This is a genomic window from Cernens ardua (genome assembly GCF_051251085.1).
In the GTDB taxonomy this organism is placed as follows: Bacteria; Pseudomonadota; Gammaproteobacteria; order Pseudomonadales; family Halomonadaceae; genus Cernens; species Cernens ardua.
In genome coordinates this window covers 119,225-133,595 of record NZ_JBPCZH010000002.1, presented here as the reverse complement: position 1 = coordinate 133,595, position 14,371 = coordinate 119,225, and the positions used below count along the sequence as shown (strand labels likewise).

Below are 14,371 nucleotides of genomic sequence, written 5' to 3'. Positions count from 1 at the left end.
ATGCGTGGGCAACGGTGAATGCTTTCATGTCGTCTTTCCAGGAAGTAGTATCCCCCACCCTCACAAAAAAACCACCTTCATTCATGGAGGTGGTTTTTTATAGCGAGCTCACTAATTACCCTTCGGGAAGTTCATGACGGTAGGGAAGGTCCGGACCACGACGCGTACAGGTAATGCCTGCTGCTGTATTGGCAAAGGTAACCATCCGGCGCAGCTGTTCTGGCGTCATTTCAGCCACCGCCCTGGCATCCGCAAGATCATGCTCATCCAGCCAACAAAGCATGGCGGCCTGGAAAGTATCACCTGCACCTACAGCATCAACGACTTCAACAGGATCGGTCTTGACCTTGTCATTTCCGCTTTGGGTATAGATGCTGACGCCATTTTCACCACGCGTGATAATCACCAGTGAGGTACGCCCTTCAAGCCATTTGGCGGCCTGCGAGGAACCTTCCTCATCATCATAAAGTGAGGCCATATCTTCTTCACTTACCTTGATGATATCAGCGTGCTGTGCGAAACGGTCTACACGCTCACGCCAAAGCTCCAGACTGGGCTCAATCTTCAGGCGTACATTGGGGTCCAATGTCACAAGGCGATTATCACCCTGCTGCTCGATCAATTTAATCAGGGTTGACGAGGTGGGCTCAACGACAAGGGAATAGGACCCCACATGAATAGCCTTGGTGCTATGTTCAAGTTGCGGAAGGTCCGTAAGCCCGATTGAGCTGTCGGCACCGTCCTTGAAATAAAAGGCATAGTTGGGTGAGCCGGATGATGAAAGCTGAACCATCGCGAGTGTGGAAGCATTCTTCACTCGAATCAAATGGCGACGATCCACCCCTTCACGGTCCAATACACGGACAAGACGTTCACCCAGAAAATCAGTCGAAATCCCGGAGAAGAAGGATGATTTACGCTGAAGTCGTGCCAGACCAAAGGCTACATTGAACGGCGAACCACCTGCTACCGCCTGAAAGCCTAACTGGGATGAAGAATCATCTGAATCGGCATCTGTGAAGAAATCGAATAATGCTTCACCGCAAATCAAAAACATGGTGCTTCCTTAGTACGAAATTGGAATCCTGGCTACCCTAACACTTCAGAGAAGCTGAACCTTCAGGTTATCAACTCCACATACACCCAGGAGAGTATGTGTTGAACGAAATCGCCAATACGCCTACACAACAACGTATCGAACATTTATTTGGTATTGCCGCACGTATCGGAGAAACCTGATGGCATGATCACCTAAACGTACAGGCGGGGGAAATGGTCTCCCCCACCGATAGCGCCAAACTGACCAAATAAACGTTTAATAACCTGGTCAGTTCAGCACACCCGCTCAATACAGGGAATTACAGGAACTTCTGCATGGCGAGTGCGTTATCCAGCATGCGGTTGGAGAAACCCCACTCGTTATCATACCAGGAGAGAATCTTCACAAGATTGCCGCTCACACGCGTGTGGTTCTTGTCGAAAATGGACGAGTGCGGATTATGGTTAAAGTCCACAGAGACCAGCGGCAGCTCATTCACCGCCAAAACGCTGGAGCCAGCAGCAGCCTTGTCGATAATATCGTGAATTTCTTCCTTGGTGGTTTCACGTGAAGCAGTGAACGTCAGATCCACAACGGATACGTTGATCGTCGGTACACGCATCGCGAATCCATCCAGACGCCCTTTCAATTCAGGCAGCGCCAACGCGACCGCCGAAGCAGCCCCTGTTTTTGTCGGGATCATGGAATGGGTAGCACTACGCGCACGATAGATGTCCTTGTGATACACGTCACACAGGTTCTGATCGTTGGTATAGGAGTGGATGGTGGTCATCAGACCCGTCTCGATACCAATGGCATCATTCAGCGCCTTGGCAACAGGTGCCAGACAGTTGGTGGTACATGATGCATTGGAGACGATGTGATGCTCGGCTGTCAGCTTGTCATCATTTACACCGAAGACACATGTCAGGTCAGCATCACCGCTGGGGCCAGAGATCAACACACGTTTCGCACCCGCTTCCAGATGCTTGGCAGCATCAGCACGTTTGGTGAAAAGGCCGGTGCATTCCATGACCAGATCAACATTCAACTCTTTCCAGGGCAGCTTGGCAGGATCACGTTCTGCAAGAATCTTGATTGCATCACCATCGACCTTGATCGAATCCCCAGCTTCTTCCACCTTGTATGCAAAGTGACCATGCGTGGTATCGAATTCGAGTAGATGTGCATTCAATGCAGGGTTACCCAGGTCATTGATGGCCACCACCTCGATTTTGTCCCGGTAGCCATTTTCATACAGGGCACGCAGTGTATTGCGGCCGATACGACCAAAACCGTTAATGGCAACTCTTAAAGTCATGATATCTCCAGAACATGTCTCTGTAGTGTATTCCATGAAAGCGACAAAACGAATGTCTGTCGCTATACATGTAGACAACAGTCAGGCGTCAGATGACTCCCGGACTGCCTTGTAATGCTGAAACTCAAAACGCGGCCCTGTATGCCGCCCCTTCGATCACAACGCGCATGATCAAAAGCACTGCCTATACACAGGATTCCGCATCGACTCATGCTACCTGCGTCCAACCAGATTCCTATTCAACAAAATCTGTATTTAAACCCTTTGTGCTCGAGCGAATCCGTTATCGAATTTGCTTTACAGCTACTTGGTATAGCTACTTGAAAATGCCCTTTCATCCGAACACACGTTTGCACGATGTTTTCAAGATGTATCTTCAAGTCGTGCTTTAGGCCTTAAAGCCTTACCCTTATACCAGGCTTTATGCACAAACGGCTTCACATTTGAAAAAGGATGCTGAAGTGTACCGTTACTCGGCCATGAGCACCAGATTACAACAGGCTTTCATGGGTACATTTTATCCATTCGGCTGAATTTCCAAACGACGCATGCCTCAATCAATGACATCGTTCATTAAAAGAGCCTTATGAGTCGTGCTTTCAGCCCATTGCTTACGCAGATACGAGACGTTACTAAATTTACGCATACTTTGGGGGGATTTTTTTCATTTACCACTCAATCTTTAGTCTAAGACACTATAATCGAGCTCATTCCGGTCACAAAAAAGCGGATTTTTCGGTAATTTTATTACCCAATTCGTCGCTAATTTACCGGCAAATTATCCATTTGGCATATCCTCAATACTGATCCCTTAAGGTAAAATGGTATCTAACAGCCAATTTTCATTTCATCCTGGCTTCAGTTACTTAGATGGAGAAAGCCGAATGACACAGTTAGCGCTAGTGGGTGACATTGGCGGAACCAATGCGCGTTTTGCCCTTGTCGTCCCCGGCGAGTTTGAGCTTCAACACATCGATACTCTGCCGACGGCTGATTACGACTCTCTCGCTGATGCATTAAAAGCCTACATCGCCAAGGTCGGCTGTGACATGCCCCGCGATGCCTGTCTTGCGTTTGCTGCCCCTGTTCACCATGACGAAATCAAAATGACCAATAACCCCTGGGTTATACGCAAGTCGGAAATCATTCGTGAATTCGATTTTGAAATTTTCAAGGCCATCAATGATTTTACGGCACAGGCTCTCGGGTTACCTCATATAGGTATTGACGATCTTCATGAAGTAGGAGATGGCACTTCTGCAGAAGGATGCGCCCGCCTTGTCATTGGCCCGGGAACGGGGCTGGGTGTTGCGGGACTGGCACCCAGCCAGCGCTACTGGATTCCCCTCGCCGGTGAGGGTGGACACGCCAGTTTCGCTCCCACTGACAGTTTTGAAGACAAGCTTCTCGTCTGGTTCAGAAAGCAGTACGGTCGGGTATCCATAGAACGCATCCTGTGCGGACAGGGGCTACTGGATCTTTACCGTGCCCATTCCGAATTTGAAGGGGCTCCCGCCGTGCTTGAAAGTCCTGCCGAAGTCACTGAGGCAGCCCTGGCCGGTGAAGCACTCCCCCGTAAGGTGGTCCTCTGTTTTTGCCATATTCTCGGGCATGCCGTAGGGGATATTGCGTTAACGCTTGGAGCGCGCGGAGGGATTTATCTGGTAGGCGGCATATTGCCCCGTATTCTTCCTCTTCTGGATGAAAGTGATTTTAGAGAAGCATTGGCCGACAAGGGCCGTATGGGTGAATACACCAAAGAGATTGCAAGTTGGGTAGTGACAGCCAAATGGACGGGCCTATTGGGGTCCGCCGAAGCCCTTTATAACGAAGAGGTGGCATGATGAGCATGACCAGATCCACACCACAGGCATTGGTAGAACTGCTGGCAACGACTTCCGGCAGTCGTGAGGAAACGTGGGAAGGCCGGAACATTCTTTTGGTCAATCAGGAATGGGGGTCACTCATCGTTTCCTTACAGGGTGCACAGGTGTTGCACTTTGCACCCAAGGGGCAAGCAGGATGGATCTGGACAACATCAACGCCCAAAACGGCGCCTGAAGCCATTCGTGGCGGCATTCCGCTCTGCTGGCCATGGTTTGGAGACAAGGAGGATGGGAAAGGCCCGGCCCATGGATACGCACGTATTTCCCAGTGGCGTATTGATGCACAGGAAAATGAATATGAGGGTGAGAGTATAGAGGGCATCGAGCTCCATCTTTCACCGGTGGAAAAACTGGATGAACAGCTCGCGCCCCGAGTGCTTGTTCAGGCCAACAGAACACGCCTGAGAATCGAGCTGATCACTGAGCACGTCGGTGAAACACCCGTACGCTTCACTCAAGCGCTACATACCTACTTTTCTGTCGGAAATAGTCACAGCTGTAAAGTCAATGGCCTTGCGGGCACTACCTACGTCGACAAGCTGAACGAAGGACGAACGTTCGATCAGATGGGCGAACTGGCTATTCGCGATGCGCTTGATCGCATTTATCACTCAAGTCGTCCACTCGAACTTGTCGACCCGCGCTCAGACGAAACCCGTCACCTGCGCATTGCCAAGGAAGGGAGCGATTCCAGTGTTATTTGGCACCCGGGGAATCACCCGCCCAGTGATATCCCCGAAGACGAGTTATTTCATTTCCTATGCGTAGAGGCTGCCTGTACACAGCTCGACCCAATATGGCTTGCCCCGGGCGGCCAACATGTACTGGTTCAGCATATTACGCTTGAGCACGAATAGACGTCACGGGGTATCACGCCCCCCCACTCCGGACTAGTTCAATATGCCTATACTGACACGCGTGGATTACTTACAAGCATACATGCCTGCATATGTGTAAGCTATTGTACGCTAAGGGTGTGAATAAACGTTACCTGAAACGATTCGCACCCTTTATTACAGCCTTTCATCATGTTTAATCGTTTCAAGGAAACCTTTTGTGTCTAGCTCCCACTTGATTGACTCACCGTTCATCCTGGGCATGCGTAATTTGCATCTGAATGACTCGCTGGGAAATAGGCAAGCATTAAACAAATGGATTCATTCGCGAGTAGAGGAAGGTCTTCACTGGTTCGATCATGCTGATATCTACGGTGAAAGTGGCGCCATGGGCGGCAATGAACAAAGATTTGGCGATGCCCTTTCCCTATCGCCAGAGCTTGCAGGCAATGTACGTATCGTCGCCAAGACCTCTATCATCCCTGCTCTGCAGGACCCGTCCCCATTTCAGGTAAAACATTACAATAGCTCACCCGATTATCTGACACGCTCCATTGACAACAGCCTTGGGCGCTTACGCGTTGAACGTCTGGATCATTTGCTCCTCCACCGTCCTGACCCGCTGCTGGATCCTGAAAAAACAGCAAGAACGCTCGAGCGTGCCGTAGAAGCAGGGAAAGTAGGTGCTATTGGCGTGTCGAATCACCTCCCCGCGCAATGGCGACGCCTGCAGGCAGTACTCAACATTCCTCTGGCAACCAATCAATTCGAGCTTTCCATTGCGCGTAGCAGCGCCCTTTTTGACGGTCGCTGGGATGCCTGTTGTCAGGACAACATGCAAGGTTTGGCCTATTCACCCCTGTTTGGTGGACGTCTGTTCGAAGGTGTACTGGTGAAAGAACTTCTGTGCCAATTGGGAGAAGAACACCAACTGAGTCCCGGGGGAATAGCACTGGCATGGCTTAATCGTATTCCGGGTAGCCCGCTGCCTGTGGTGGGAACACTGAGAAGCAAGCGTATACAAACGTTGCTGGCGGATTCGCAGCGCGCATTTACCCTGGATCGCGAGGCCTGGTTTGCGCTGTTGGAATCAGCCCGTGCACATCGCGTCCTTTGATTCGGCTTATTCGGCCCGCTTCAACCACCGCTGCCTACCCCATCATCCATCGCTACCATCCACTGCTAGCACCTTCAAAATTCAGCCAAAAAAAACCCGACTCAAAGAGTCGGGTTATAAAAACAGCCTAGGCTGTCGAGAGAGACTTGAGAGACCGTTATTTCCGTGCAAGAAATAAATAAGGTCGCTAAAAAACTGCGTGCATAGTAACCATTACGCACAAGTGCCACAATCAAATACCACCGTTTTTTCGCTATTCGCGACGTTATGCCGCACTTCACTGCCGCATTTGGAGGTGGTTTATTAGTAATAGTCCATATTCATGATTTTGGCAAAATTGTTATATCACTTTAGCAAAATATAGAGTAAGCGAGCTGGAAAGGACATCATCACCCATTGCCATACCAGAAATGGACAAAAGCGTTTTCCCACCAATGATTAATAATCATCGAAGAGTATCCGTGTTTACAATGTTCCTTTCACGATACCGCCATGGTGAGTGCATCTATCATGAGACTCATGCATATTGATAAAACATCTCGGCAATCCTCATCACAGACAATATTTAGCAGGATTTATCGCTACCTCGTAATGGATTTTTTTTGATTACAGGTTTGCTCTTGTTGATGACAGAAGGATGTTCAAACACCTCTCCCCATACAAATCGCATTCCCTCACTCCTGAAATATCCCATTACTGAGCTACAAGGGAAGACACCGGTTTCGTTACGAATCCCCACTGAGATTCCCAAAGGGGTCACCAGTGCCAGTATCGGGACGGTAGATCAAAAACACGGGTACGAGATTGATTTTTATCAGCGTTTTGAAAACCATGACTGGTTTAGCGGGATGATTAGCGGATCATCAAAATTGGGTGATTATACATTCAATACGCGAGCCGTTACTTTAAAGAATGGCATTACAGCACATTTTCGGGCGATCACATGTGGTGGATCTTGCGCGCCCGTCAATCTGTGGTGGCAGCAGGATGGCGCTCAATATGCTCTTCAAATGAAGATGCCTTCGAATACCCCTGAACAAGAACAGGAATCACAGATTGTAAAAATGGCCAATTCTGTTGTTGTCATAAAATAACCAAATCTGAAACGAACGAATACAAAAAAGGAGCACTCTACAAAGAGTGCTCCTTCACAACTACGCTTCTTCACAACTACATTTCTTCACAACTACGTTAGCGACACAGCGTCTTGATTTAGGGCGCCCAGTACAGTGCCAACGGCTGTTTCATGAAAGCACGAATAGGGGCTTCATGAACATCGTCACCGGCAAAGGCCTTGGAAAATACGGCACGTTTTTCATCCCCGGTCAGATGGATATAGTGACGCTTCGCCTGAGCAAGCTGGTGTCGACTAAAGGAAATACGCGCCTGAGGAACACTGGGCGCATGGACCGCCAACAGAGGTTTAGTCGTTGTCAGCCCTTCATCCAGTTGCGGGCTATCAGGGAATAGAGAAGCCGTGTGACCATCACCCCCCATACCCAGAATAACGACGCTGGCAGGCCAACTTAGCCTGGACACGCCCTCTTCCAGTGCCTCCACACCCTCTTCCGGTGTTTTGTCGCCTGTCGTCAATGGAATAAAGGTCGCCTTGGCCGCGTTATTCTGAATCAAATGACGTTTTACCAGACGAGTATTGCTGTCATCAGCTGATTCATCCACCCAACGCTCATCGGCCAGTGTGACGTCAACCCGATCCCACTCCAGCGATTGCTTGGACAATGCTTCAAAAAAGGGAAGTGGTGTTGAACCGCCAGAAACGATCAGCAATGCCCGTTCCTGCCCGGTAAGATCCGTGCGGAGCGCCTCCGCTACGGATTCAGCAAGGCTACTTGCCAGTTCTTCACGAGACTGTGACTGTGCCATGACTTAATAATCCTCGTACCAGGAATAGTTATCACGGGTTACCATCGCGATAGACGAAATCGGCCCCCAAGTACCTGCCGGATAACGCTCGGGAGGAAGACCGCGTGATTCCCAGCCCTGAATGAGCTTGTCAATCCAGCGCCATGACCATTCGACTTCATCGCGGCGAACAAAGAGGTACTGGCGCCCTTTCATTACCTCTAGAATCAAGCGCTCATAGGCATCCGGAATACGTTCCTTGGGGAATTCCTTATGGAAATCCAGGTGAAGTGGACCAGGACGCAAACGCATTCCCTTGTCGAGACCGGAATCCTTGGTAAGGATCTGCAGGTTAATACCTTCATCAGGCTGCAAACGAATCACGAGCTTGTTGCTTGCCAGCCCACGTTGATCAGGATCAAAGATATAGTGTGGCTGTTGACGGAAGTGAATGACGATTTGCGAAAGTTTCTCAGGTAACCGTTTACCTGTACGCAAATAGAAAGGAACACCTGCCCAACGCCAGTTAGCCACTTCTGCTTTCAGGGCAACAAAGGTTTCCGTGTGGGAATCCACATTGGCACCCTCTTCCTCCAGATATCCGGGTACAGGTTTACCATTGGCAACACCCGCTGTGTACTGACCACGAACAACATCAGTAGCCAATCGCTCGCCTTCAATCGGACGCAATGCCTTGAGCACTTTTACCTTTTCATCGCGGATACTATTGGAATCCAGACTGGTGGGCGGTTCCATGGCGATCATGCAAAGCAGCTGCATCAGGTGGTTCTGAAGCATGTCACGCACCTGGCCGGCCTGATCATAATATCCCCAACGACCTTCAACACCGACTGTTTCAGCTACCGTGATTTCCACATGGGAAATATTGGACTGATTCCATTGATTACCGAACAATGGGTTAGCGAAACGAAGCGCCAACAGGTTTTGAACGGTCTCCTTGCCAAGGTAATGGTCGATACGATAAATCTGACTTTCAGCGAAAACACTACCGATGGCATCGTTGGTTTCGATGGAAGTCTCAAGATCATAGCCGATGGGCTTTTCGACAATGACACGGCTTTCATCATTGAGGCACTTGGCTTTCTTGAGGTTTTCCGAGATCACACCAAAAAGGCTGGCCGGTACTGAAAGGTAAACGACCAGCGGGCGATCATGGCCTTTACCCCATTTGGCAATTTCGGAATAGCCTTTCTCGTCGGCGAAGTCCAGTTTTAGGTATTCGAGGCGTCCCAGAAAACGCTTAAGGACGTCCTTGTCCAGTGACTCCTTGGGTACATATTTGTGCAGGGCTTCATCAACAAGCTTACTGAAGCTTGCATTGTCATTGTCCTGACGAGCCAATCCAAGAATACGGGTCTCTTCCGCAAGCAAGCCGCCATGATCAAGAAAATACATCGCGGCATAGAGCTTGCGCAGGGCCAGATCACCGAGTGCACCAAATAAAGCGACATCGACTGCCGGTGTCTGTTCTACGGCCATTGCGAGCTCTCCTTTTAAAGCACCAATTTTTTAAACCAATCGGGTGACAACGTGATAAGGATTATGGAACCCGGGTTCAGCGGAGGCTGTACTGGTGGGAATTGGCATAAGACACCATGCATATAATGGCCTTCTGCGTCATCCTGACCTGCGTGGATAGACTTATCACAGGATTACTATCTCTCTCGATTACTATCCCACTCGGGACAAGTAACACCAGTATTCCACACGCCACCCGGGGGATAATTCAAAATACTGTAACACTCATTCGAATCATGCTTTTCATGATTTCAAACCATACTGGCTGAACATCTCACAGGTTGAGGTTCCACCTTAGAGCGCCATCACCTATCAGGCAATACAACTTTTAGTAAACTTACCACATTTCTTGGCAATCGCCTTTGAGACTAAAGTATGCACGGTATGCCTTCATGGGAAATAAACCACAACGGCACCGGTTAGTATCCACCGTTTCACTTCCATCCGGTTCATCAACAAGTTACCCATCCATTAAGAGCCAATAACCGGGAAAGAGACGCCGTATCCTCTTACATGAAAGGGTTTGCATGACAGGCGAAAGACAAGCTGGCGAAGGGGTTGGACAACCGGCTTATTTTCCCTCTTGCTGTATTATAACGTCATAAATGTGTCATGGATGTTGCCAAATCCCATGTTGTACACCACGATGTTACATATCTTTATCCATATTACGTAGCCCGCATTGCAATATCAGCGCCATTAGAGTCGTACGGGCTATTTTAACGCAGGCCCAATAATGCAACGTTTCAGGGCAGTATTCGTCTATGGCATCCAACAGATGAATAGAATCATCAAGATACGATTCATAATAAACTGACCGATCGTTGGCTTAACCGATGGAATCATTAACACATGGTGGCACATAACCTCCTTAGCAAAATCAAAGAACGGCTAGATGAACTAAATCGCTCCGAGCGTAAGGTCGCCGAAGTGATCCTTGCAGACCCGGCCTCTGCAACCGGAATGAGCATTGCTACGCTGGCTCAGGCGGCAAGTGTCAGTGAACCCACTGTCAATCGCTTCTGCCGTAATTTCGATGCCAAAGGGTATCCTGACTTCAAGATAAAACTTGCCCAAAGTCTGGCGGGAGGAACGCCCTACGTCACTCGGTCCGTCGAGCGTGGCGATAACTCAGGGGCCTATACCAGCAAGATTTTTGGGGCTACCATCGCCGCACTGGATCAATGCCAACGCCAGATTGATCCTGTAGTGGTCGAGCGTGTGGTCGATTACCTCTCGCAGGCACGACAGCTCTATTTCTTTGGTATGGGAGCCTCAGCTCCGGTCATCATTGATGCCCAGCACAAGTTTTTCCGTTTCAATATGCCTGTATTGGCTTATGAAGACATGTTGATGCAGCGTATGTCAGCCGCCGCCATGGGGACTGGCGATGTGGTTGTAGTGATCTCCCACACAGGACGTACACGCGAGCTGGTCGAAATCAGTGCCATTGCACGTAACAATGGCGCCGTGGTGATCGGTATCACCGAAGCAGATTCGCCACTGGCGGAAGAATGCACCGAAATTCTGGGTGTGGAATCATCGGAAGACACCGAGCTTTACATGCCGATGACGTCTCGTATTGTCCACCTGGCCCTCATCGATATTCTTGCTACGGGCATTACTCTCAGACGCGGTGAAGATTTCCTGCCGCATCTGAAAAAGATCAAGGACAGCGTCAAACCAACAAAATACCCTCCTAATATGCATCCGGAAGATGAACTGGAATAAGCTTTTATGGAATGAGAGTTTATGGAATGAGAGTTGGGGCGGCCACATAGCGTAGTTGTTGCCGCCCTTTTGCTCATAGAACATAGCTAACATGATACATAGTCCTTTCCTTTCCAGAATTCTGCCCTTTCCACCTATTGCCCCCCTGAGCCATACATCTTTTTGATATGATGCTTACTTTGCCTTTTGGATTCAGGGACTTCCCGCACCTTTCAACCTTAAAACTTTAGTCGTTAACCTCTCAACAACACCTGAAAAAGGGGTAATCTGCACAGGTTGAACACAATCAAACCAGAGTAATGAACGCCTGTATTTTTATGCTCGGATGTGTAGTAACACTGAAATGACGTGAACGACCTCATACGCGGAATGTTCATCCCTGCACACACGGGCTTCGATAACCGCAACCGCTTGTATATTGAATACAAGGAGTAAACTGATGGCTGTAACACCTATTAGCCCACGCTCCAGCTCCGAAAACAGGGAGCCAGCGCAGGAATATTCTAATGCTGACATTGTCCCCATGGTGTGGGTGACCACTGCGTTGGCAGCTGTTGCTGGCCTGCTCTTCGGGATGGATACCGGGGTTATCTCAGGCGCCCTACCGCTGATCAGAAATGAATTCCATATTACGCAGGGTACAGAAGAATGGATCGTCAGCTCGATGATGTTTGGTGCCGCCATTGGCGCCTTGGGCTCTGGCTGGATATCACGGGTACTGGGCCGAAAACTGGCGCTGATTGCAGCCTCAGTGCTGTTCTTTGTAGGGGCATTGATAGCAGTGCTTAGTTTTAGCACCGACGTGCTGATTATCGCACGTATTTTACTGGGGCTGGCGGTGGGTATTGCCTCCTTTACCGCCCCTCTTTACCTCTCTGAAATCACTCCGGAACGAATTCGTGGCATGACTATTTCATGCTACCAGCTGATGGTCACAACCGGTATTCTGGCCGCGTTCGCGTCCGATCTGGCCTTTAGCTATATCAATAGCTGGCGCTGGATGTTTGGCATTCTGATGATTCCGGCAGCAGTCCTTTTTGTTGGCGTCATCATGATCCCCAACAGCCCTCGTTGGCTGGCCTCGCGGGATCGTTTCGAGGAGGCACGCACTGTCCTTTCCAAACTTCGCGCCAGCCGGGGTGAAGTTGATTATGAAATGAAAGAGATCACCTCTGCAGTCCAGGATGAGGACAACAAACAATCGTGGGGGCTTTTCTTCAGTAATCGTAACTTTCGCCGTTCTGTTTTTCTGGGCATAGCGCTACAGGTAGTTCAGCAATTGACCGGTATCAACGTCATGATGTTCTACGCACCACGTATTTTCGAGCTCTCAGGCTTCCATGATACCTCCGCGCAATTATGGAGTACGGTACTGGTTGGCCTGGTCAATATGCTGGCAACCATTGTAGCAATCGGTTTTGTGGATCGTTTGGGGCGGAAACCCATGCTATATGCCGGCTTCCTGATCATGGCAATCGGGATGGGTGTAGTTAGCTTTATCATGCATATTGGGCCCGACACACCGTTCCTTCAGTACTCTGCCATGACAGCACTGATGCTGTTTATTGCCGGTTTTGCGATGTCTGCAGGTCCGTTGATCTGGACACTTTGCGCTGAAATCCAACCACTCAAGGGGCGCGATTTCGGCATTGCCTGCTCCACCGTGGCAAACTGGGTGGCCAATATGATTATTGCCGCCTTCTTCCTGACACTACTCAATGTAATGGGTGGCCCGAATACCTTTTTGATGATCGCCGTTCTCAATATCCTCTTTATTTTCTTCACGATTTATTTCGTGCCGGAAACCAAAGGTGTGTCGTTGGAACATATCGAGAAAAACCTGATGTCGGATGTGCCCCTCCGTAAACTTGGCAAATAGCACATTAAGCGCCTCAAAGCAGTTACCGAGGCGTTACCCCCTGACAGCGCCTCTTCCCTATTAACATGCGGGAGGAGGCCTGCCCCCTCTCTTTCGCTCTTGCTGCGTTGTACTCTCACTGCGTTAAGCTCTTTCTTCCCTTTTATTCTTCCTCATCGTCCGCTTTTTCCAATTCACTTAAAAAGCACAGACATTAATACATGAACGAAGCCGTCTTTTCATAAACTGTCAAATGCGGCCTTGAAGGGAATTCCTGCTTAAAAGACAGGCACATGACTCGCCGAACACGTTCATCACGGATACAATAGAGAACATTATTGACTCACCTCAGAAAACCATGACATGACAGCAACAATGAAAAACACAGGAATTCAGGCTTGCGTACTTGTAGTGAATCGTAACCAGGAAGCATGGCTGCCCGATTTACTGAAAAATCTTGCGCCGCTGAATCTTCCCGTATTGGTCATTGATGATGGAAGCGAGGCAGAGCATCTGGAGTCATTGGAAAAAATCGTCAATCAATATGAAGTAGAGTTGGTTCGCCTTCTTCAGAAAACAGGAAAAGGCACGGCAACGCGTACGGGGTTGGATGAAGCTCAGCGCCTTGGATACAGCCACGTTTTGCTGCATGAGATTGACACTTACTATTCGGAAGATGATATTCAGGGACTACTGGAGCTCGGCGCACAATCGCCGGATGTGCTTTATTATTCAGCGAGTCCAGATAACAATGGTAAAGATATCACGTTGGGACATCGCCTAACGGCCTCTACCGCCTTTTCCCCCGCGATGCGTTACATACAGAAGGGGTTGCGTCTCTATCCGATTCGCACCGTCAATGCTCTTCTAACGCACTTTCCTTGCGGGCGTGGATATGAATTTGATACTGAGCTCTTGATCCGCTGGAGTTGGAAGGGGCTTCCAACGGCCCCCTACGTTATCGCACCCCTGAAAGCCTCCGAAAATGACATGGGCGTAGCCGAATATCCAGCCATGTTAAAGATGCATATTCAAACCATGATAGGAATGTCACTTCGTTTACCATGGTTATTGAAACGGCAATCGAATAATCGAAAACGATTGGCCGAATAGTTCCGATTTCAAAGGACACACTTGCACACCCTTCCGGACTCCCTGGTACTTTGATACCTACCAAAAGA

11 protein-coding genes are annotated in these 14,371 nt (G+C 49.3%); 7 read left to right on the top strand and 4 right to left on the bottom strand.

Features of this window, described 5'->3' with window-relative positions; translation table 11 throughout:
* Positions 1 to 115: 115 nt before the first annotated feature.
* Positions 116 to 1,057 carry a carbohydrate kinase family protein gene (locus LMG33818_RS05110; protein ID WP_442322290.1) on the bottom strand — a complete coding sequence of 314 codons (942 nt, stop codon included), beginning with the start codon at positions 1,055 to 1,057 and terminating at the stop codon, positions 116 to 118.
* A gap of 301 nt (positions 1,058 to 1,358) precedes the next feature.
* Positions 1,359 to 2,360, bottom strand: coding sequence for a type I glyceraldehyde-3-phosphate dehydrogenase (gene gap, locus LMG33818_RS05105; RefSeq protein ID WP_442322289.1), 1,002 nt, complete (start codon positions 2,358 to 2,360; stop codon positions 1,359 to 1,361).
* A gap of 884 nt (positions 2,361 to 3,244) precedes the next feature.
* Here gap and glk point away from each other — a divergent pair.
* The 4 genes from glk (at position 3,245) to LMG33818_RS05085 (ending at position 7,293) form a co-directional block, all read left to right on the top strand.
* Complete coding sequence (gene glk / locus LMG33818_RS05100; RefSeq protein WP_442322288.1) at positions 3,245 to 4,204, top strand: glucokinase; 960 nt, start codon at positions 3,245 to 3,247, stop codon at positions 4,202 to 4,204.
* 5 nt (positions 4,205 to 4,209) lie between these two features.
* Positions 4,210 to 5,103: a D-hexose-6-phosphate mutarotase gene (locus LMG33818_RS05095; RefSeq protein WP_442322287.1), complete on the top strand. Its 894-nt coding sequence runs from the start codon at positions 4,210 to 4,212 to the stop codon at positions 5,101 to 5,103.
* A 199-nt stretch (positions 5,104 to 5,302) separates the two neighbouring features.
* On the top strand, positions 5,303 to 6,199 hold the full coding sequence (locus tag LMG33818_RS05090; RefSeq protein WP_442322286.1) for an aldo/keto reductase: 897 nt from the start codon (positions 5,303 to 5,305) through the stop codon (positions 6,197 to 6,199).
* A gap of 626 nt (positions 6,200 to 6,825) precedes the next feature.
* Positions 6,826 to 7,293, top strand: a complete 468-nt coding sequence (locus LMG33818_RS05085) for a hypothetical protein (protein WP_442322285.1) — start codon at positions 6,826 to 6,828, stop codon at positions 7,291 to 7,293.
* A 118-nt stretch (positions 7,294 to 7,411) separates the two neighbouring features.
* Here the strand turns inward: LMG33818_RS05085 and pgl are convergent, their stop codons facing one another.
* The gene (pgl, locus tag LMG33818_RS05080) at positions 7,412 to 8,083 is read right to left on the bottom strand and encodes a 6-phosphogluconolactonase (RefSeq protein ID WP_442322284.1); all 672 of its coding nucleotides are present in this window, start codon (positions 8,081 to 8,083) and stop codon (positions 7,412 to 7,414) included.
* 3 nt (positions 8,084 to 8,086) lie between these two features.
* Positions 8,087 to 9,562, bottom strand: a complete 1,476-nt coding sequence (gene zwf, locus LMG33818_RS05075) for a glucose-6-phosphate dehydrogenase (protein WP_442322283.1) — start codon at positions 9,560 to 9,562, stop codon at positions 8,087 to 8,089.
* 894 nt (positions 9,563 to 10,456) lie between these two features.
* Between zwf and hexR the strand changes: the two genes are divergently transcribed.
* The 3 genes from hexR to LMG33818_RS05060 all read left to right on the top strand — a co-directional run bounded on the left by hexR (position 10,457) and on the right by LMG33818_RS05060 (position 14,303).
* Complete coding sequence (hexR, locus tag LMG33818_RS05070) at positions 10,457 to 11,332, top strand: transcriptional regulator HexR (protein ID WP_442322596.1); 876 nt, start codon at positions 10,457 to 10,459, stop codon at positions 11,330 to 11,332.
* Positions 11,333 to 11,771: 439 nt separating this feature from the next.
* Positions 11,772 to 13,211: a sugar porter family MFS transporter gene (locus LMG33818_RS05065; protein WP_442322282.1), complete on the top strand. Its 1,440-nt coding sequence runs from the start codon at positions 11,772 to 11,774 to the stop codon at positions 13,209 to 13,211.
* Positions 13,212 to 13,565: 354 nt separating this feature from the next.
* Positions 13,566 to 14,303 carry a glycosyltransferase family 2 protein gene (locus LMG33818_RS05060; protein ID WP_442322281.1) on the top strand — a complete coding sequence of 246 codons (738 nt, stop codon included), beginning with the start codon at positions 13,566 to 13,568 and terminating at the stop codon, positions 14,301 to 14,303.
* The last annotated feature ends 68 nt before the right edge of the window (positions 14,304 to 14,371 follow it).

What these genes read in the sequence shown, in the direction of transcription:
- LMG33818_RS05085 (WP_442322285.1), top strand. Translation starts at nt 6,826, where the DNA reads ATGACAGAAGGATGTTCAAACACCTCTCCCCATACAAATCGCATTCCC.
- gap (WP_442322289.1), bottom strand. Translation starts at nt 2,360, where the DNA reads ATGACTTTAAGAGTTGCCATTAACGGTTTTGGTCGTATCGGCCGCAAT.
- zwf (WP_442322283.1), bottom strand. Translation starts at nt 9,562, where the DNA reads ATGGCCGTAGAACAGACACCGGCAGTCGATGTCGCTTTATTTGGTGCA.
- LMG33818_RS05110 (WP_442322290.1), bottom strand. Translation starts at nt 1,057, where the DNA reads ATGTTTTTGATTTGCGGTGAAGCATTATTCGATTTCTTCACAGATGCC.
- pgl (WP_442322284.1), bottom strand. Translation starts at nt 8,083, where the DNA reads ATGGCACAGTCACAGTCTCGTGAAGAACTGGCAAGTAGCCTTGCTGAA.
- glk (WP_442322288.1), top strand. Translation starts at nt 3,245, where the DNA reads ATGACACAGTTAGCGCTAGTGGGTGACATTGGCGGAACCAATGCGCGT.
- LMG33818_RS05060 (WP_442322281.1), top strand. Translation starts at nt 13,566, where the DNA reads ATGAAAAACACAGGAATTCAGGCTTGCGTACTTGTAGTGAATCGTAAC.
- LMG33818_RS05065 (WP_442322282.1), top strand. Translation starts at nt 11,772, where the DNA reads ATGGCTGTAACACCTATTAGCCCACGCTCCAGCTCCGAAAACAGGGAG.
- LMG33818_RS05095 (WP_442322287.1), top strand. Translation starts at nt 4,210, where the DNA reads ATGACCAGATCCACACCACAGGCATTGGTAGAACTGCTGGCAACGACT.